Here is a 19,772-nt window from a genome sequence, read left to right as displayed (position 1 = left end):
AACATCTCCAAGCAAAGAATATATGACATTAGAAGAAGCACAGGCAACTGTGGACAAATGGATCAAAGAGTATGGCGTGCGCTATTTCTCCGAACTTACGAACATGGCATGCCTTACGGAAGAAGTGGGCGAGCTGGCCCGTGTCATTAGCCGCAAATATGGCGACCAAAGTTTCAAAGCGGGCGAATCACAAGACCCTGCCGATGAGATGGCCGATGTCCTATGGGTATTGCTCTGCTTAGCCAATCAGACAGGGGTGAACCTCACAGAGGCTTTTGAGCGCAATATGGAAAAGAAAACACGCCGCGATGCTACGCGACACAAGAATAATCCCAAACTAACATCTAATCATTAAAATCAAAAAAATATGCCCGAAAAAAATTTGCATATCCAGAAAGATGCAAGCCAAACTGCAAACATGAGCAAGTACGAACAAGCATTTCAGAAATACGACCTACAGCTCAACGACGATGCGGTAAAAGCTGCCGTAGAGAAGCTCCTCGAGGAGAAATCAGCTCAGTACAACACCCCAGAAGTGCTCCGCTATTTGTTGAGCACCATTGAGCTAACCACGCTCACCTGCAACGACTCCGACGAGAGCGTACTGGCCATGGTGGAGAAGTATAATAAAGTGGCCGAAAACCACCCTGACCTCCCACCCTTTTCTGCACTTGTCACCTATCCTCGCTTTGTGGACATCGTGTCCAAGAGTCTTGAAGTGGAAGGCACCAAAGCAGCCTGCGTTGTAGGCGGTTTCCCTTCTTCACAAACGTTTATAGAAATCAAGACCACCGAGACTGCTCTCTCCATCAAAGACGGTGCAGAAGAGTGCGACATGGTACTCTCTGTAGGTCCCTTCCTTCAAGGCGACTACGAAACTTGTGTCGACGAGATTGAAGAAATCAAGGCCGTGTGCGGCGAAGTGCCATTGAAGGTTATCCTTGAGACGGGCGAACTCAAAACAGCTGCCAACATCAAGCGCGCAAGCATCCTGTCCATGTACGCTGGTGCAGACCTCATCAAGACCAGCACAGGCAAGACTCCCGTATCGGCAACTCCCGAGGCAGCTTACGTTATGTGTCAAGCCATTAAGGAATACTATAATGAAACAGGCCGTATGGTCGGTTTTAAGGCCTCTGGCGGCGTTTCTACCCCTAAAGATGCAGTTCTCTACTATACCATCGTTCGTGAGGTCTTAGGCGAAGAATGGATAAAGGCCGGCCTTTTCCGCATCGGAACCAGCTCTCTGGCATCACGCCTATTGACGGCAGTAACAGGTGAAGAATTCGAGAAATTCTAAACCTCTGTCAAAATTATAGCTTAAAAAGTATCCGCAACCTCCTAAAGGAGAGGTTGCGGATACTTTGTTTTTACGAGAATCAAAGTCTGCCACCACGTAGCGAAACAAGGAAAAATACACATTGCAAAAGGCTATATTTCAACACCTTAAAGATGGGGAAAAATATCCTTATTGTGTCAGCTGACGCAATAAGGATGTCAGTTCACACAATAAGGATGTCGGCTGACATCCTTATTGTATTTTTGGAGGGAATAAGAGTATTGTAGAGGACGATTGAGCAAGACTGTGACAAAGCTTTTTTACTGCCTCACGAATCCTATAAAAAGTCAAGAAATAACTTATAAATCGCGACCTATCGTAAAGTCGAGATAGCGCAGAAGGGCTTCGCGAACCTCCGCATTTTGAAAATTATCCAAGATGCCCAAGGCCTCTGTGCGCATACGTTCCATAGTGTCCCGCGCATAGTCGATGCCGCCAGCTTGCTTGGTATATTCCACGAGATTCGATATTTCTTCGCGCGTGGCTGTCCCTGCCTTCACCTTTGCGGCCCAATCGCGAACGTCTTGACGCTCGGTGTGATTGACAGCATAAATAGCCGGCAGTGTGAGCTTCCCCTCGGCCATGTCATTTCCCGTAGGTTTCCCTATATTAGAATCCTCGTAATAGTCGAAAATATCGTCGCGGATTTGGAAACAAACGCCCACGATTTCAGCAAATTTGGAAATCTCCTCGGCAAGCGATTCGGGCGCTCCGGCACTCAATGCTCCCAGACGCGCACAAGCCGTAAAGAGGGCCGCTGTCTTGCGCTGAATGATATGAAAATAAGCTTCTTCCGTGCTCACCTCGCTACGGATATTGGCCAACTGGCGCACTTCTCCCTCGGAGAGCGTCCCGCCCAAGAGAGCTATAATATCCACAATGCGCACATCCTTTGTCAGTGCAGCTTGATGAAGCGTTGCGGCCAAGATATAGTCGCCCACGAGCACTGCCACCTTGTTGCCATAAATGGCATTCGCACTGGCGTGTCCGCGGCGTTTACCGCTTTCGTCAACAACATCATCGTGAATCAAACTGGAAGTGTGTAGCAACTCAAGGGCTACGGCCGAACGAAGTGTAGCTTCACGAACAGGACCAAATTCGCGGGCTACAAGCAAAACGAGAATGGGACGCATCATCTTCCCCTGCCTACTGCCTACATACTGCAAGGCGGCGTTAAGATATTCGTCCTCGTGAGTGAAACAGCTGTCAAATAAAACTTTATATTCCTTCAGCTCGTTTTCAATCGGTTTGCGGATAAGTGATAGTTGGTCCATTAGTATGCACATTTTGAATCGCAAAAATACTAATTTAATCGTGATTGCGAACGATATTATATCTGCAATCGGCACGGATACATTAAATTAAAAACTTTTTATGATAAAGAAAACGAAACAAAAAGCGTGCGGGGAAAGCTATAAAGCAGAGAGGGAGGTGGGATTTAGGCAGGTGGGAAAAGAGGTGAGTAGGGCCGAAATTGCTATATTTGCAACAAACAAAGCACAGCAATGAAGAAATTCTATCTCCTCGACGCCTACGCGCTGATTTATCGCGCCTACTATGGTCTCATTCGTAGTCCGCGCATCAATTCCAAAGGCCAAAACACGAGTGCCATCTTCGGATTCCTGACCACCCTCAACGAGGTGCTGCAAAAGGAGCAACCCGATCTCTTGGCCATCGGTTTCGACCCCGCAGGACATACGTTCCGCCACGAACTCTTCCCCGAATACAAGGCACAACGTGAGGCTACGCCGGAGGACATCAAAAAGGCTATACCCATCATCAAGGACCTCATCAAGGCCTACCGTATTCCCATCTTGGAAGTGCCTGGTTTCGAAGCCGACGACGTCATCGGAACGATGGCGAAAGCCGCAGTGCGGGAGGGCTACGAGGTGCGCATGATTACGCCCGATAAGGACTATGCCCAACTTGTAGAACCCAACCTGCTGATGCAACGCCCTGGCCACGGCAATGCTCCGTGGGAAATTCTCGGCCCTCAAGAGGTGTGCGAGAAATATGGCTTGCAGTCGCCACTACAAGTCATCGACTATCTCGCACTAATGGGTGATGCTGCCGACAACATACCGGGCTGCCCTGGCGTTGGCCCAAAAACAGCCACTACCCTACTCCAGCAATTCGGATCTTGCGAGGACATCATCGCACATAGTTCGGAACTGAAGGGAGCAGTAAGAAAAAAAATAGAAGAACACGTCGACGAAATCAAACTCTCGAAAGTCCTGACAACAATCAAGACCGACGTACCACTCCAATACGACTTTGAACAATTCAAAATAGAAGAGCCGGACAAAGAAGCCTTGCGCCAAATTTTCACTGAGCTCGAATTTCGCTCTTTCCTCACAAAACTCGACGGACCTCAAAAATCCTCAAAATCTGCTCCCGTTGAGCTCTCTCTCTTTGGCTCAGAATCGACCGAGGATAAAGGAAATGATTCTGAACGCCTCTTTTCGCGATTAGAAAACCTATCTTACAAATACAAACTCATTGAGAATGAAACGGAAGCAAAAGAATTAGCCGACTTTTTATTGACAAATGAAATTTTCAGTCTAGACACGGAGACCACTTCCATAGAGGCATTGGACGCCAAATTAGTGGGATTGAGCTTTTCAACAGAGGATTTCCGCGCTTGGTACGTTCCCGTTTCACGTGAAACAGAGAAAGCTAAAAAAATCCTTGAGATTTTCCGCCCGGTGTATGAGAACCCGAAAATTTTGAAAGTCGGGCAGAACCTCAAGTATGACCTCACGGTTCTGGCCAATTATGGTATTCATCTCTCCGGCCCTCTTTTCGACACAATGCTGGCTCACTATCTCATACAGCCCGAACTTCGCCACAATATGGATTATCTGGCTGAGATATACCTCAACTATAAAACCATCCACATTGAAGAATTGATTGGGCCTAAAGGACGTGGTCAGAAAAACATGGGCGACCTCGAGCCGAAGGATATTTATAAATACGCCTGCGAGGACGCCGACGTAACGCTCCGCTTGATGAAACCATTGGCGGAAGAGTTGCGCAAAAACAGCCTTGAGGAAGTGTTCCAAAACATAGAGATGCCGCTGATGCCCGTCTTAGCCCGAATGGAGCGCAATGGGGTTGTGCTCGACACTGATACCTTGAAGGAAGTGGAAAATGACTTTACGCTGCGTCTCCAGACTTTAGAAAAAGACATCTACGAACTGGCGGGACACGAATTCACTATCAACTCTCCACGACAGGTGGGAGAAGTGCTTTTCGGCGAACTGAAACTCTCTGAAAAGGTCAAGAAAACCAAGAGCGGGCAGTATTCCACCAGTGAGGAGGTGCTGCGTGATCTCCATTCGAAGCATCCTATCGTGCAGAAGATACTGGATTATCGCGGACTCAAAAAGCTTCTTTCCACCTACGTTGAAGCTCTTCCCAAACTCATCAATCCGGCCACAGGACACATCCATACCTCTTTCAATCAGGCCGTTACGGCCACGGGACGCCTCAGTTCTTCCAATCCGAACTTGCAGAATATCCCTGTGCGCGGTGAAGATGGTCGTGAAATTCGTAAGGCCTTTATTCCCGAGGCGGGAGAAATCTTTTTCTCTGCCGACTACTCCCAAATAGAGCTTAGAATTATGGCTCATTTGAGTGGAGATGAGCACATGATTGAGGCTTTCAATGCTGGCCACGACGTACATGCCGCCACGGCCGCCCGTATTTTCCACAAGGACATTAAAGACATCAGCAAAGACGAACGCCGGAAGGCCAAAACGGCTAATTTTGGCATCATCTACGGTATTAGTGCCTTCGGTTTGGCTGAACGTATGGATGTCTCTCGTACGGAAGCCAAAGAACTCATCGACTCCTATTTTGAAATGTATCCGAAGATAAAGGACTATATCTCAAAGGCCGTGGACACTGCGCGGGAGAAAGGCTACATCGAGACTGAGTTCGGCCGTCGCCGCTACCTCCCCGACATCAATAGCCGCAATGCCGTGGTGCGCGGCTATGCGGAGCGAAACGCCGTGAATGCACCCATCCAAGGGACGGCGGCAGACATCATCAAAATTGCTATGATTCGCGTGCAACAGCGCTTAGATGCTGAAGGCTGCAAGGCCCGCATGATGTTGCAGGTGCATGATGAATTGAACTTCAGCGTTCCTACCGATGAGTTTGATAAGGTGAAACGCATCGTCATCGAAGAAATGCAAGGAGCTTATAAGATGAGCGTTCCCCTCGAGGCAGATTGCGGCGAGGGCAAGAATTGGCTCGAAGCCCACTAACAGACACAACGAAGCGCGGAAGGATGTTGCTGGTTTGCCCAGTACTCCCTTTCCGCGCTTTGCTTATAAAAGCAACTGCCACCTATAAGGAAAACCTCCATAGGTGGCAGTTGTTATTGTATAGAAATAGTTCGTTTATGCCTTGACAGCGGCTGCCAAACGGCGGCCCAATTCACGCGCGCGCTCCAATACGTCTGGGTTTGCGCCCTGCTTCCATTCCACAGGCGCATCCACCATCTCCATTTTCATACGTTCGTTGTATTTCTCCAGAATCTTAACGGCCTGACCAGCCCAAGAGAAACCGCCGAAAGCCGCCAGCACATGATTGCTGACTTTACGGCCGCAGAGACGCTCCATCATATCGTTGACAACGGGGAAAAGTTCGCTGTTGTAAGTAGGTCCGCCAATGGCCAAACCTTTGTAGCGGAAGATGTCGCGGAGAACATAGGAAGGCTGCGACACACTCAGATTGTGAACCACTATCTTGCGTACGCCTGCTTCCGCTGCTCCTTCGGCAATAGCCTCAGCCACGCGCTGCGTGTTGCCATACATAGACCCATAAGCCACCACGATACCTTCTTCGGTCTCGCCAGCCCCCAGACGGCGGTACAGCTCAATGATAGTGGAGATATGCTCCGTCCAAACTGGGCCGTGAGTAGAGCAAATCATCTCTATCTCCAGAGGTGCCAGTTTCTTGAGTCCTGCCAGCACTTGTGTGCCATATTTTCCCAAGATAGCAGCATAGTAGCGTTCCATTTCTGGAAGGTAGGATTCCGTGTCCATATTGCGATCGACAATGTTTCCATTCAGCGCACCGAAGCAACCGAATACATCGCCAGAGAACAGCACCTTATCTTCCTTCAGATAACTTACCATGGTTTCCGGCCAGTGCAACATCGGCACAAGGTGGAACTGGAGCGTCGTGCTCCCCAAGCTCAATTCTGTTCCCTCGGTCACCTCTACATCATCGGCTGTCGGTACACCGTAGAAACCTTCCACCATATCGAACGTCTTTTTATTGCCCACTAATTTGACATCGGGGTAATACTTTCTAAGAAGACTGATGGAGCCACTATGGTCTGGTTCCATATGGTTGATGACAAGGTAATCGATCTTACGGTCGCCAAGGACAGCATGCAGCTTATCAAGGAACTCGAGGAAGAAGTCGGCCTCAACAGTATCTATGAGGGCAACTTTTTCGTCGACAACTAAATAGCTATTATAGGACACGCCTTGTGGTAAATGCCACTGGCCTTCGAAGCGATGTTTTGTGCGGTCGTTCACACCGACATAGTAAATCTTATCTGTGAGTTGCATATCTTTGGATAATTTCTAACATATATCTTTTTCTCAGAAAGAAGACTTTAGAAATTCGCAAGAGGTTAGGAATCAACGACATGTCACTCTTGCCGCCCCCTATCCCATTTGGTTCGTTTTCCGTCTCTTTCTTACAGTGTGCAAAGATACAAAGAAAACAAGTATGCAACAAGATAGTAACTGCAAGATACCAAGAACGAGGTAGGAGCTTAAGGAAAACATAGAACAACTCAAACCTATACTTCGCCAACTCCCAGAAAATGAACTATACAGCTTATTCTGTCTACTCCAAAGACTACCAAATCGCCTCCTCTCATAAGGGTATTCATCTATGCAATAAGGATACCCATGGATACAATAAGGCTATCAGCTGACAGAATAAGGATGTCAGCTGACAGAATAAGGCTATCAGCTGACACAATAAGGAAAACCACGAACGCAATAAGGAAGCCTACGCGCTGAGAATGGCGTATTTCGGGCCGGAGGTAGGCACGATGGATTTCAAGCCATTCTCAGGACTGTAGACTGCGAATTATATTTACAAAACACAGTCTTATCAAACTATAAAAGAAGGAAGAAAAACGAGAAAAGAGGAAATAGAGAAAGATAAAATTGCTATGTCGAAGTGTTAAATCTCACCCATTGAGCCGCTTTTTAATGGCTTTCGATGGGCAGATATTCTAAAAAATCCCTTACCTTTGAATCCCTTTACACTGATTACTAATTGTTTTTCTGACTTAAGGATGAAAATAAGACATATAGGTTTGCTTCTTTTGCTCGCTGCTGGAACACTGATTGCGGGGTGCTCTCCATCGGAAAATGTGGTCGATGTGACCACCGATGCGTTTAGTTTCAACTCCGAATATGCAGGCAACACAAGCAGCCTGACTTGGGCACAGAACAGCAAGATAGGTATCTTCGAGAAAAAGAGCGGACAAACACTCTCGGAAAGCAGCATAGTTGATGGTTTTTCCAACATTCCGTATCAAACCATCGGCAACGGCATTTTCACACACACCACGCGCCCACTGACCTATCCGCAAGATGGGTCGGCCGTTGACTTCATAGCTTATGCGCCCTTTAGCGACACGCTGCGAAGCTACCAAATCAGCGTGGATGTGAGCCAGCAAACGGACAATCCGTGGCTCAACCTGCTCACGTCCAACAATCTCTTGGCGCGCACAAATACCAAACAACCCACGCTGCGCTTCAAACGCGCACTGGGTAAGGTGACGCTCACCATCAACTCCACCGATGGCGGCGACATTAGTGGTTTAACAGCCACACTCTTTGATATGCCCACAAGCGGCACTTTCGACCTCCGCAACAACACGATGACGGTTACAGCTCCGCGCAACGGCACTATCCCCATGACCATGACGGGCGGCAAATTCAGCCGCACGGCCACGGCCTATGTCCTACCTCAGCAACTGCAAGCCTTGAAGGTGCGCTTCACAGCTGCCAACGGACTGGTGCGCGAAGTGACGCTATCGCCCAGCGTGACCGTGAACAGCGACAACGCCTTGCAGCAAGACGTAACCATCTCGGGCTTAGGCTCTACCACCACCGTTGTGGCGGGCAAACAGCACTGGACGGAAACGCCTCTCATCACTTCCCAACAGAGCAGCAATGTGAGCCTGCGCTACATAGAGCACTTCTTCGCCCGCAATGGCCAGAACTATCGCAACTACGCTATGCTCTACGACACGGATCTCAAGATGGCTTATTGGGTGGCTTATCCGCTCTGCACTTTCTATACGCAGCGCAACACGGGGCGTACGGATGCTTGGGACTACGACCCCTTGCTCTCAACGGAACAACAGCCCACGATGAAAAACGCAATAGAGCGGTATCAGCGTGGCCACCAGATACCGAGTGCTGACCGCTATGTGACGGAAGAAGCTAATAAGCAAACGTTCTACTACTCCAATATGACGCCGCAAGCAGGTGCTTTGAACGGCCAGGTATGGGCGCGATTGGAAAGCGCGGTTCGCGGTTGGTCGTCGAACATCGATACGCTATACGTCGTTACGGGAGCTATGCCCACCACGGCAAGTAACAGTTCAGTGACTTACGTTAGCGATAATAGCGGCAAAAAGATTGCCGTGCCCAAATACTACTTCAAAGCTCTCTGCCGCATTGATCGCTCAACGGGTGCGGCCTATACGATTGCCTTCAAGTTTGACCAAGGCAGCCGCGGCACTACAAATGCGGGAACATCTGTGAGCTACTATTCGGCCAACTATATGGACTTCGCGCTCAGTGTGAGCGAGCTGGAAGAGCTCACAGGCTTCACTTTCTTCCCCAGCATCCGACAACAGTACAAACTGACCTATGATGTCGGAAAATGGCAATAAGACAATAAAATTACAAACTAAATATCTACAAAAATGAGATTAAAGACCTTTATCCTGACAACAGGTGCAATGGCTCTGACTCTGGCTTCTTGTACGGAAGTAGAGGATCATAGCAATTGGGGTTATGGCACTGAGCCTAACTTTACTGCCTACGTGAGTGGAGGCACCTCTATCGGTAAGGCCGATTCCTGGACTACGGGAATCACCGCTGGCGTATTTATGAAAGCAGCCGGCAGCAAACTCTCCGAAGCTACTTCATGCAACCGCGAATACCAACTTTCCGATCGCGGAAAACTGACTGCTGCCAACACAGATGCTACCATCCATTTCCCATTAGATGGCTCAAAGGTGGACTTTGTCGCCTATGCGCCCTACAACGCATCGGCTGCAACGGGCGCTTTCTCTGTGTCGCTCAACGATCAGCAAGATCAATCGAAGCTCTACCTCATCCAATCGGATGATGCTACCAACTGTAGCGGTTTGAACACCGACCTAAAACTCGGCTTTAAGCACAAGCTTGCCAAAGTATTTGTAGTGGCGACGGCCGACAACGGTGTGACACTCAACAACATGTCAGTGACGCTGACAAATGCAGCCGTGGAAGGCACATACAACTTAGCCAACGGGGCTTTCAAGAGCGTTTCAAAGACGGCCGATATTACGATGCCTGTCACTGGCAACCGTGCAGAGGGCACCGTGATACCCATGTCGACGACGAAGAGTAAGATTGTTGTCAATGTGAACGGAATGACAAAGGAATTCTCTATCAACAAAACGGCTTTCCTTGCTGGCAAGACCTACGCCCTCCCGGTAAAGGTGACGGCAAGTAACCTCACGGCTGATACCATACTATCAGGCAACTGGACAGAGAACCCAGGCGCCACTGTGGCTACTCCAACGCCCAACGTAGACGTACATTTTCAGAATGAGAAGGTGCTGTTCGAAGAAAACTTTGGCACAGCAGCCGTCACAAAAGTGGACAACAGATGGCCGTTTGTGAGCAGCTTCACTGCATGGTCTAATCCGACGCTCACCTTTAAGGATGCCAACAATACTCTCTCACTGCGTAACCACAGCAATACAAATGTCATCTGGTTCCCCAGTGGTAAGGATTCCGACTTCAGCATCAGCGGATTCGACACACAAGGCTATAAAAAGTTAGTATTGACCTACGAGCTCAATGCTAACCTCTACAACGCGGGAGAAGAGATGGACCTCGCGGCCATGACGGGAACGTTCAACGGTCAAGCCTTTGCTACACCATCGAAGATAGTAAAGAATCCCGATGACAAGAACACATTCACCACGATTACTATCGAACTCCCCGTTAGTGCTGCAAATGCTACCTCAGAACTGCATTTCCTCAGCTCGGCAAATGCCAACACGAAGGGACTCCGCTTAGCAAAGATCAAACTTGTTGGAACAAAATAAAAAAAGATATTATGAACAGACGGAATATCCTTATTGGCGCACTGCTTTTCCCGTGTCTTATCTACGCACAGAAACCTGCGGAGAAAGCAGACTCCACCACTCAGGAAGACCTATCCTTAGTGGGAGTGGTCGACGCGAGTGTCTTCGACGCTGATGGAGAGGACGGCTCCAACGATGCCTCACAGGACATCAACACGACAGTACTCACCGCGCACGACATCTACCTCAATACGGCGGCTTACCAGCTCTCGCCCATGCGCTTCCGCAACAGAGGCTACAGCAACATCTATGAAGAGACATATATCAATGGTATGCCGTTCAACGATCAGCTCCGAGGCGTGTTCAACTATGCTTCAATCGGTGCGATGAATATCCTGACGCGCTATGGAGACCAGACAAACAACGCTATGCCTGGTGCGTTCACCTTCGGAACTATCGGTGGCGCGAATAATATCCTGATGCGCGCTGGCGACTTTGGCCGAGGTGGCCAAGCTACAGCTTCATTCACCAATCGCAACTACTACTGGCGCGGCATGGCACAGCTATCCACTGGCATGATGGACAACGGCTGGGCCGTAACAGGACTCATCGGCGGACGCTATTCGGGCGAAGGAAACATACAAGGAACTTTCTATCGCAACATTGCCTATGCGCTACTCATCGAGAAGCAGTTGGCCGGCGGTCGCCACCGTTTCAACTTCACCACAATGGGTTCGCCCGTGGTTCGCGGCCAGCAAAGCGGTTCTCTGCAAGAGGTGTACGACCTCACAGGTAACAACCTCTACAACGCAAACTGGGGCTACCAGAACGGAAAGAAGCGCAACGCGAAAGTCGTTAAGGCTTTCGATCCCACAGCCATACTTAGCTACGAAGGTAAGCTATCCGACAAACTCACACTCAATACTGGCTTGAGCTTCCACTTTGGGAAGTACGGCAACACAGCCCTCAACTGGTTTGACGGAGCCGATCCTCGCCCCGACTACTACCGCTATCTTCCTTCTTACTTTGCCGCCAATGGCAACACAGAAGCAGCAGCGTACTACGAGCAACTATGGAGAAGCGGCGACACAAGCTTTACGCAGGTGAATTGGGACCACATGATTGCAGCCAACCGCCAGAACGTGATGAACGGAGACGGACAGGCCATTTATTTAGTGAATGAGCGCCGCAGCGACCTTTATGAGACCACGCTCAACGCTACGCTCACTGCTCAGCTCACTAAGCACAACAAACTGACGGCGGGCTTGCTCGGTCGAAACACCGTGAGTCACCAGTTTGTGAAAGTGGACGACTTGCTCGGCGCAAACTATGTGCTCGACATTGATAAGTACTCCGACACGGACTATCCCGGTGATAACGACCAACGCCAAAAGGACCTCCGCCACCCGAACCGTCGTGTTTACGAAGGCGGTATTATCGACTACGACTTCAAACTTCATGTCAACAGCCTTCGCGGTTGGATCAACAATCAGTATTCAAAAGGCCATTGGGACGCTTATTATGGTGTTCAGCTGACTTATACGGATTTCTTCCGCGACGGAAAGATGCAGAACGGCCACCATGCTAACAATTCCTACGGCGTAGGTGTTCGTCACAACTTTACTGATATTATGCTGAAAGGTGGTCTGACTTACAAACTCAACGGACGTCACCTCTTCCAGGTCAATACAATGTACGGAACCGTGGCTCCTCTGGCCAACGACGCTTATATCTCTGCTCGCTACAGCGATGAAACGCCACAAGGTCTCAAGAGTAGCCGTATCTTCCATATTGATGCCAGCTATCTTTTCTCAACGTCGAAAGTACAGGGCCGTATTAGCGTGTTCAACACAAGCTTCTTCGACCTGACAGAACGTTCCACTTACTACTACGATGGGGTTACGATGGTCAACCAAGTACTGACGGGCGTCCACAAAGTACACCGCGGCGTAGAAGCAGCAGCATCTTACAAACTCGACGACCATTGGACGCTGAGCGCAGCAGGAACTGTTTCTCAGTACTACTATGCTAACAATCCAGAAGGCCAGTTCTCCACCGACAACGGTAAGAGCCTTTCCGACTACGCCGTATCTGAGACTGAAAAGGTTTATATGCGCCACGTCATGGTGGGAGGTGTTCCTCAGTTGGCAGGAACTATCGGTGCACGCTACTTCATCAATTATTGGTTCCTCGGCGCAAACATCAATATGTTTGGGCGTAATTTCATCAGCGCAAGCCCCGCGCGCCGCGTTTCCTCTCGTTACAATGGTAACTCGCAGGCAAATACGCCCGCAGTGACGCCTAACAATCAATACTATGATGCCTACCGCCAATTCACACATCAGGAGATGTTCGACGGTGGCTGCACTGTAGATCTCTCTATCGGTAAGATGATTTATGTGGGTCGCTCTAAATCGATCAACGTGAACCTCTCGTTCAACAACATCTTCAACAAGAAAGACGTGAAGACTGGCGGATTCGAACAGGGACGTATCAACCTGACGAAGCCCTCCCTCTTCGCCAACAAGTACTTCTACATGCAAGGCTTCAACTGCTTCTTCAACGTGAGCTACAAGTTCTAAATCAGTAACAACAATAAAACAACAAAAGAATATGAAACTTATTAGCAAACTTTTGTGCCTCTCGGCAATGCTCTTCGCCTTTGCGTCCTGCGACAAAGACTATGAGCTCCCCCCTCTCTCTGAGCCGACATACACTCTGCCCGCTGACGCCAAGACCGTCACTATTGCAGAATTGCGCACCCTTACGAAGGCTGCCACCAAAGACGCTCCCGTGACCATCACAGATAGCATCTGGCTGAAAGCCCGCGTGAGCGCGGACGACCGTTCAGGCAACGTCTACAAGCAGATCCTGTTGCAGGACGAAACGGGCGGTATCAGCTTCCTCGTAGACCAAAGCAGCGTTTACACCGACTATGCTGCCGGACAGGAAGTATATGTATCGCTCAAGGGCCTTTGCGTAAGCGTTTACGGCGATGAGCAACAAATCGGTCATCCCTCAGGCTATCTCTATCGCACACCTTATGAAGCCTTCAAGAAGCACGTCTTCAAGAATGGCTGGGCCGATGAAAGCCTCATCAACATCAAGGATTTCTCTGATTTCTCCAAACTCTCCGAAGCAGCCGACGCTAACAAGTTCACACTTGTTCGTCTGACGGGGGTACACTTCGCAGATGGCGGTAAGCTCAACTATGCTGAGGCAAGCGGTTACGGCTCTCGCAACCTCGTAGATGCCAAGGGCAACACCATCGTTGTGCGCACATCCAACTTCGCCGACTTTGCAGCCACGAAGCTGCCTGTTGGAACAGGCACTGTTGTAGCTATCTTGGGCCGCTTCAACGGCGCATGGCAGCTCACAATTAGCAACATCAAGGACGTTTATGGCTTTGATGGTGTTCAACCCAGCACCACTCCAGGCACTGGCGGCACTACCGGCGGTGGCGGTACTACACAGCCCGCTGGCACAGAGACTACAGCCTTCACCGAGACCTTTGCACAGAGCCAAGGCCAGTTCACAATCGAAGACAAGGTTAAGGACCCTGCCGTTAGCAATATTTGGCAGTGGAGCGACAAGTATGGCATGAAAGCTACCGCCTATATCAGCGGCAACAACCATGCTGTAGAGAGCTGGCTTATCTCTCCTGTCATCGACTTGACGGGCTACCAGAACGCAAAACTCACCTTTGAGCACGCTGGCAAGTACTTCGGCACTGTTGCTGACGAAGCTATGGTAATGGTGAAAGGAACGAGCGGTGCTTGGACTAAAGTTGCCATCGACCAATATCCCTCTGGTTGGGACTACATCACAGCCACCGCAGATCTCACGGCATATAAAGGCCAGAAGATTCAGGTTGCCTTTGCTTACAAGAGTACAGCTACTAAAGCCGGTACATGGGAGCTGAAGAACGTAAAAGTTTCTGGTGCGAAATAATCAATAATGCTTACAGCTCCTCAGTTCGTCCCACGCGGCACGACTGAGGAGCTTAACACTCTATAGTTTATGACACGGAAAATTCTGTTCATACTCCTCGCCCTCTTCACGGCAACGAGCATCACGGCACAGAAGCGCTACGGTATCTACTCCGTTGCCTTCTACAACCTTGAGAACCTCTTCGACACAGAGGACGATCCCAACAATCCAGGCGATAACGATTTTCTGCCAACAGGGCCCTATCAGTGGACACCTGAGAAATATCAGCAGAAACTCCACAACATCGCCAAAGTCATCGGAGAGATGGCGCGCGAGCACTGCCCCGGAGGCCCCGCCCTCATAGGGGTGGCTGAGGTGGAGAACACACGCGTTCTCGAAGACCTTTGTAACACCGAGCCGGTGAAGGCTATGGGACTGAAAGTGGTGCATTATGAAAGCCCCGACCATCGAGGTATTGATACGGGCCTCCTTTACAATCCTCGCTTGTTCCGCCTTACAGGTAGCAATGCCCATCACACAATGCGCGAAGGCCGTGTGAGCCACACGCGCGATATTCTGGAAGTGGACGGCATCTTAGCTGGCGAACCCGTAAGTATTCTTGTCAACCACTGGCCCTCGAAATATGGTGGAGCAGCTGTATCTGTGCCGCTCCGCGCCAATTCTGCTCGCCAAACTCTGGCCGTTGCCGACAGCATTCGCAAGGCGAATCCGATGGCTAAGGTTATCGTAGTGGGCGACCTCAACGACAACCCCAACGACAAGAGCTGTGCGGAGGTTTTTGGTGCTAAGCGCACGCAGAAGGAAACACCTACTGACGGTTACTTCAATGCCACTTGGCCGCTCTTCGATAAAGGTATTGGCACACTCTGCTATCAAGATGTTTGGGGCCTCTACGACCAGCAAATCATTTCGGGCAACTTCCTCGGAAAAGACTACTCCTCACTGAAGTTCTGGAAGGCACAAGTGTTCAACCCCTCCTATATGATTACGCCCACAGGTAAGAAGAAGGGTTATCCGCTACGTTCGTTCGACGGCTCTCGCTGGCAGAATGGTTTTGCGGACCACTTCCCCACCATTACCTACTACATGAAGGAGCTCAAATAAGAGACTTCCTCCTGAAGATTAAAAGCACCCGCCAACGTGGGTGCTTTTTTGTTGGGTGGAAAGCTTCCGCAGACCAAGGGGAAGCCCCCTCCATCTCCCCCATGAGGGGGAGTGCTCGGCTGCCACTTGAGATTCTTGAGAGGCTTTATTGGAGCTCGGAAGAGTCCGACGGGTCGGACCAGTCCGATAAGCAGATCTCTCAACAGAATCTCGGACGAGTCGGATAGAATCTCGGACTTGTCCGACCAGTCCGACTTGTCCGAGAACACCTAAAACCTCCTGAAAAATTGACAGGAGCTTTTCTGCTAAAAGATGGCGAAATTCTTCGAGGTGTGCTTCCTGCCAAAATCTCTGCGGTATTTTTGCTGTTTCGAGAAAGGAAAATCAGTCGAAATCCTGCGGAAAGTGAATCTTTCGAGGGATTTTCTCACTTTTTTGGTCTATTTCGATGAATTTTCTCTCTATCCTCTTCGTCGGTCTCCTTATTGTGTCGGCAGACGCAATAAGGATGTCAGCCGACAGCCTTATGGTGCAGACAAATACAATAAGGAAAACCACGCACAGGAAGGCGGGATTGTTCGCTCTCTCCCCTTGACGAAGACTTTCGAGCCATTCTCAGAGGCGGAAAATAAGAATTGTATTGACAAAGAACAAAGAAAGCGACCAGCCGGAAGCAGAAGGTGCTCGATGGCTGGTCGCTACGCGTGGTACCCCCACTGAGAATCGAACTCAGATCTAATCTTTAGGAGAGATTTGTTCTATCCATTGAACTATGAAGGCAGAGCTTTTGTGTTTCGAACGCGAAGTTAAGGAATTTCAATTATAATACTTGTCGTAATGCTTTTTTTTTCTTTTCTTTGCCCCCGCAAAAATCATATTATAAACCATCTAAACACATTTACAGTATGTCAACTCTGACACTTGTCATTGTTATCACTTTCGTACTGGGCTATCTCGGTATAGCCCTCGAAAGCTCGCTCAAAGTGAATAAGGCAGCCCTTGCACTTCTCATGTGTGTGATCTGCTGGACACTCTTCTCTCTCGCTCCCGAAACGTTTATCAGTGGTTTCCACGGGCTCGACTTCTTGAAAGAAGCTGGCAGCGCCACGACGGCTATGGGCAACCTGCTGAAAGAACATCTTGGCGAAACGAGCGAAACGCTCTTTTTCTTGATGGGCGCTATGACCATTGTGGAAATCGTTGATACCAATGGCGGTTTCAACTTTGTGCGCGACACGCTCAGTACGCGCTCTAAGCGCAAACTACTCTGGCGCATCGCTCTGATGACTTTTGTGCTGAGTGCCATACTCGACAATCTGACCACGAGTATTGTGATGGTGATGGTATTACGCAAACTGATCAACGATCCAAAGGACCGTTTGATTTACGCTTCGCTCATCATCATTGCAGCCAATTCGGGTGGCGCTTTCTCCCCTATCGGCGATGTCACCACTATCATGCTCTGGGTGAGCAACTACATCACCACAGCCGGTGTTATGAAGGAAATCTTCATCTGCTCACTCACTTCGATGGTTGTCCCTGCTCTCATCTTGCAGTTCCGCTTGAAAGGCGAATTGGCACCTGCTGAATATGCCACAGAAGGCGACACGCTCGATTTCAGCCATACAGAGCGCAAGATTGTGTTCTTCTTGGGTGTGGGCGGACTCATGTTTGTTCCCGTGTTCCGCTATCTGACAGATTTGCCTCCCTATATGGGCATTTTCCTCGTGCTGAGCTTGCTATGGTTCACAACAGAGATGTTCTACCGCTCTAAGCATCACATCGAAGACAACATGAAGAAACGCGTGACCAAGTTGCTCACAAAAATCGACTTCGCCACAATCCTTTTCTTCCTCGGTATCTTGATGGCCGTTAGCTGCTTGCAAGAAGTGGGCGTCTTAACGGGCTTGGGACAGTGGCTCAACGATGCGAGTGGCAACAACCACTACTTGGTGACGGGCGTTATCGGCGTAATCAGTTCGATTGTCGACAACGTGCCTCTCGTGGCTGGCTGTATGCACATGTACCCCATCGCGCCAACTGGAGATATGGCGGTGGACGGCATCTTCTGGCAACTTCTGGCCTACTGCGCTGGCGTGGGCGGTTCGATGCTCATCATCGGGTCGGCAGCAGGCGTAGTGGTGATGGGATTAGAGAAAATCAGCTTTGGCTGGTATCTGAAGAACATCACCTGGATTGCCTTCGTGGGCTACCTTGCCGGTATCCTCGAATACTGGGTGGAGCGCACCTTCATCTTTGTGAACTAACACAAACACAACAACGTTATGAAAAAAAGTTTCTTTTCGCTCGTTCTGCTCCTTTTGATGGCAGCAGCACCCGCCAAGGCCGGTATCGAATTTGGTGTGCTGACAGGCATGAACATGAGTAAGGTAAACTTCCATAACTTCAACAAGAACTTCGATTCGGCCAATCGCTATGGTTGGTACATCGGTCCGAAGATCAACTTCTGCCTGGTGGGATTCGGTGGCGATGCAGCTGTTGTTTATAGTCAGCTTCGCATGAACTTGGACGATAACTACAGCAAAACTTTCCGCTCGATCGAAATTCCGATAAATGCCCGCTACACCGTTGGTTTAGGCCATCTGGCCAGCGTTTATGTGGCTTCAGGTCCTCAGCTTGGCTTTAATATTGGTGGCAAAGAATGGAACTGGAAAAGCTTTACTACGCCCGAAAACAACGTGCTGAGTAGCACATTCACCCGCAAGAATATGAATGTGAGCTGGAACTTTGGTGTAGGCGTGAAAGTCTTCAAACATCTCGAAGCAGGCCTCAACTACAACCTCATGTTGTCCAGATATGCCAACCCCATCAAGGAGATAACGGGGCAAAACGTTAATGCTTCAGACTATCATTTCCACACCAACACAATCTCATTTCGCGTGGCCTATCTCTTTTGATAATAATAACGCTGGCTCGGAGAATTGCCATCACCGCTCGCAGTGGTAGTAAAGCTCCGCGCCTCTTATATGAAAAAAAATATGATACGAGTAAACTGTTTCTTCAAGGCTAATGAGGGAAAATACAACGATGCCCTCGAAGCCGCTATTGCTCTTGTTGCCGCATCGCAACAAGATGAAGGCGTAGTGTCTTACGACTGTTTCGAAAGTGCCACACGTGGCGAAATCTTTCTGATTTGTGAAACATGGAAAGACAAAGCTGCTCTCGAAGCCCATATGCAAACTCCTCACTTCAAGGAATATGTGGGTCAGCTGGAGGCAGCTGGTATGCTGAAAATCGAACAATTCGAATTCTAAGTACTGCCGAGCCAGCAACCAGCAGGTTGCAGTGGCCAGCCAGTATAAACAAAGAAGAGCGCGCGTCCATTGTGGCGTTCGCTCTCTTTTTTATACAATCTCACGTCCCAAGGCTGTACACTCGCAGCTCTATAAAGTAGACTTTTATCATAAAAAAAGCAAAAGCTTTGCATATCATTATCTTATTCACTACTTTTGCCACACAATTTTTAAACAATCATAGATATGAAAAAGATTTTAGTATTTTGTCTCATGGTACTCTCTACCATGACAGTCTTTGCTCAAACAGCATCTAAAATAGAAGATCTGAAACAAAAGCAAAAGGTATTAGCACTAACAGCTAAACTGAATAAAATGCAGCTCGATTATGCGAAAGAACAGGCTCGTTTTGCTGACATCAGCAATAAAGCTGCCACTATCAACAGTTCAGCAAACACCATGACAACCGACTTTAATACTTCAGATGCTTCAAGCACCGTGAAAGATGCCAAGAAGGTTGTTAAGACTCTCAAAGAAACAAAGAACATCAATAAGAAGCTCGCTAAGAGCCAAAAGACTTTGCAGAAAATGGAAAAGAAGATTGCAAAGATGAAGGCTCGTCTGGAAAAATTGAATAAGAAAATAAAGTTTGTAAATCAGTAAGATTTCCTTCAAGAACTATTAAAAGGGAGGCCACAACAGAGCTGCTGCGCAGCATGTGGGCCTCCTTTTCTCTTTTCTCTATGAGATGTAACGATCCCTTAATATA

The 19,772-nt window shown here is 49.0% G+C and carries 15 protein-coding genes and 1 tRNA gene; 13 read left to right on the top strand and 3 right to left on the bottom strand.

Features of this window, described 5'->3' with window-relative positions; genetic code table 11:
• Positions 1-22: 22 nt before the first annotated feature.
• Both ACO4R2_RS06480 and deoC read left to right on the top strand, forming a co-directional pair.
• Positions 23-355: a nucleotide pyrophosphohydrolase gene (locus ACO4R2_RS06480; RefSeq protein WP_009347587.1), complete on the top strand. Its 333-nt coding sequence runs from the start codon at positions 23-25 to the stop codon at positions 353-355.
• Positions 356-367: 12 nt separating this feature from the next.
• Positions 368-1,300, top strand: coding sequence for a deoxyribose-phosphate aldolase (gene deoC, locus ACO4R2_RS06475; RefSeq protein ID WP_311489827.1), 933 nt, complete (start codon positions 368-370; stop codon positions 1,298-1,300).
• 338 nt (positions 1,301-1,638) lie between these two features.
• On the opposite strand, the gene ACO4R2_RS06470 is transcribed toward deoC, so the two are convergent.
• Positions 1,639-2,613, bottom strand: coding sequence for a polyprenyl synthetase family protein (locus ACO4R2_RS06470; RefSeq protein WP_484769617.1), 975 nt, complete (start codon positions 2,611-2,613; stop codon positions 1,639-1,641).
• A gap of 231 nt (positions 2,614-2,844) precedes the next feature.
• Between ACO4R2_RS06470 and polA the strand changes: the two genes are divergently transcribed.
• Positions 2,845-5,610 (top strand): DNA polymerase I, encoded by a 2,766-nt coding sequence (polA, locus tag ACO4R2_RS06465; RefSeq protein WP_484769616.1) that lies wholly within the window; start codon positions 2,845-2,847, stop codon positions 5,608-5,610.
• A 135-nt stretch (positions 5,611-5,745) separates the two neighbouring features.
• Here polA and ACO4R2_RS06460 read toward each other — a convergent pair whose 3' ends face one another.
• Complete coding sequence (locus tag ACO4R2_RS06460; RefSeq protein WP_484769615.1) at positions 5,746-6,927, bottom strand: FprA family A-type flavoprotein; 1,182 nt, start codon at positions 6,925-6,927, stop codon at positions 5,746-5,748.
• 743 nt (positions 6,928-7,670) lie between these two features.
• Here ACO4R2_RS06460 and ACO4R2_RS06455 point away from each other — a divergent pair.
• From ACO4R2_RS06455 to ACO4R2_RS06430, 6 genes are all read left to right on the top strand, one after another.
• The gene (locus ACO4R2_RS06455; protein WP_484769614.1) at positions 7,671-9,284 is read left to right on the top strand and encodes a DNA/RNA non-specific endonuclease; all 1,614 of its coding nucleotides are present in this window, start codon (positions 7,671-7,673) and stop codon (positions 9,282-9,284) included.
• A gap of 33 nt (positions 9,285-9,317) precedes the next feature.
• Entirely contained in the window at positions 9,318-10,715 is a 1,398-nt protein-coding gene (locus tag ACO4R2_RS06450; protein ID WP_484769613.1) for a fimbrillin family protein, read from the top strand.
• A gap of 11 nt (positions 10,716-10,726) precedes the next feature.
• Positions 10,727-13,276 carry a TonB-dependent receptor gene (locus ACO4R2_RS06445; RefSeq protein ID WP_484769612.1) on the top strand — a complete coding sequence of 850 codons (2,550 nt, stop codon included), beginning with the start codon at positions 10,727-10,729 and terminating at the stop codon, positions 13,274-13,276.
• 31 nt (positions 13,277-13,307) lie between these two features.
• Complete coding sequence (locus ACO4R2_RS06440; RefSeq protein WP_484769611.1) at positions 13,308-14,645, top strand: DUF5689 domain-containing protein; 1,338 nt, start codon at positions 13,308-13,310, stop codon at positions 14,643-14,645.
• Positions 14,646-14,714: 69 nt separating this feature from the next.
• The gene (locus tag ACO4R2_RS06435) at positions 14,715-15,749 is read left to right on the top strand and encodes an endonuclease/exonuclease/phosphatase family protein (protein ID WP_311489818.1); all 1,035 of its coding nucleotides are present in this window, start codon (positions 14,715-14,717) and stop codon (positions 15,747-15,749) included.
• A 312-nt stretch (positions 15,750-16,061) separates the two neighbouring features.
• Positions 16,062-16,469 carry a hypothetical protein gene (locus tag ACO4R2_RS06430; protein WP_484769610.1) on the top strand — a complete coding sequence of 136 codons (408 nt, stop codon included), beginning with the start codon at positions 16,062-16,064 and terminating at the stop codon, positions 16,467-16,469.
• Here the strand turns inward: ACO4R2_RS06430 and ACO4R2_RS06425 are convergent.
• Positions 16,455-16,529, bottom strand: a tRNA-Arg gene (locus tag ACO4R2_RS06425). The genes ACO4R2_RS06430 and ACO4R2_RS06425 overlap by 15 nt on opposite strands.
• A gap of 125 nt (positions 16,530-16,654) precedes the next feature.
• Here ACO4R2_RS06425 and nhaD point away from each other — a divergent pair.
• The 4 genes from nhaD (at position 16,655) to ACO4R2_RS06405 (ending at position 19,666) form a co-directional block, all read left to right on the top strand.
• Positions 16,655-18,016, top strand: coding sequence for a sodium:proton antiporter NhaD (gene nhaD, locus ACO4R2_RS06420; protein ID WP_484769609.1), 1,362 nt, complete (start codon positions 16,655-16,657; stop codon positions 18,014-18,016).
• An 18-nt stretch (positions 18,017-18,034) separates the two neighbouring features.
• Complete coding sequence (locus ACO4R2_RS06415; protein ID WP_484769608.1) at positions 18,035-18,667, top strand: outer membrane beta-barrel protein; 633 nt, start codon at positions 18,035-18,037, stop codon at positions 18,665-18,667.
• Between the two features lie 81 nt (positions 18,668-18,748).
• Positions 18,749-19,024, top strand: coding sequence for a putative quinol monooxygenase (locus ACO4R2_RS06410; RefSeq protein WP_311489815.1), 276 nt, complete (start codon positions 18,749-18,751; stop codon positions 19,022-19,024).
• Positions 19,025-19,249: 225 nt separating this feature from the next.
• Complete coding sequence (locus tag ACO4R2_RS06405) at positions 19,250-19,666, top strand: hypothetical protein (protein ID WP_311489814.1); 417 nt, start codon at positions 19,250-19,252, stop codon at positions 19,664-19,666.
• Positions 19,667-19,772 lie beyond the last annotated feature (106 nt).

Source organism: Alloprevotella sp. (assembly GCF_057240785.1).
Note: the sequence above shows the minus strand (reverse complement) of the source record. Positions and strands in the feature narration are given on the sequence as shown.

Coding starts and splice junctions, on each gene's coding strand:
- ACO4R2_RS06480 (WP_009347587.1), top strand. CDS start 23: ATGACATTAGAAGAAGCACAGGCAACTGTGGACAAATGGATCAAAGAG.
- deoC (WP_311489827.1), top strand. CDS start 368: ATGCCCGAAAAAAATTTGCATATCCAGAAAGATGCAAGCCAAACTGCA.
- ACO4R2_RS06470 (WP_484769617.1), bottom strand. CDS start 2,613: ATGGACCAACTATCACTTATCCGCAAACCGATTGAAAACGAGCTGAAG.
- polA (WP_484769616.1), top strand. CDS start 2,845: ATGAAGAAATTCTATCTCCTCGACGCCTACGCGCTGATTTATCGCGCC.
- ACO4R2_RS06460 (WP_484769615.1), bottom strand. CDS start 6,927: ATGCAACTCACAGATAAGATTTACTATGTCGGTGTGAACGACCGCACA.
- ACO4R2_RS06455 (WP_484769614.1), top strand. CDS start 7,671: ATGAAAATAAGACATATAGGTTTGCTTCTTTTGCTCGCTGCTGGAACA.
- ACO4R2_RS06450 (WP_484769613.1), top strand. CDS start 9,318: ATGAGATTAAAGACCTTTATCCTGACAACAGGTGCAATGGCTCTGACT.
- ACO4R2_RS06445 (WP_484769612.1), top strand. CDS start 10,727: ATGAACAGACGGAATATCCTTATTGGCGCACTGCTTTTCCCGTGTCTT.
- ACO4R2_RS06440 (WP_484769611.1), top strand. CDS start 13,308: ATGAAACTTATTAGCAAACTTTTGTGCCTCTCGGCAATGCTCTTCGCC.
- ACO4R2_RS06435 (WP_311489818.1), top strand. CDS start 14,715: ATGACACGGAAAATTCTGTTCATACTCCTCGCCCTCTTCACGGCAACG.
- ACO4R2_RS06430 (WP_484769610.1), top strand. CDS start 16,062: ATGGCGAAATTCTTCGAGGTGTGCTTCCTGCCAAAATCTCTGCGGTAT.
- nhaD (WP_484769609.1), top strand. CDS start 16,655: ATGTCAACTCTGACACTTGTCATTGTTATCACTTTCGTACTGGGCTAT.
- ACO4R2_RS06415 (WP_484769608.1), top strand. CDS start 18,035: ATGAAAAAAAGTTTCTTTTCGCTCGTTCTGCTCCTTTTGATGGCAGCA.
- ACO4R2_RS06410 (WP_311489815.1), top strand. CDS start 18,749: ATGATACGAGTAAACTGTTTCTTCAAGGCTAATGAGGGAAAATACAAC.
- ACO4R2_RS06405 (WP_311489814.1), top strand. CDS start 19,250: ATGAAAAAGATTTTAGTATTTTGTCTCATGGTACTCTCTACCATGACA.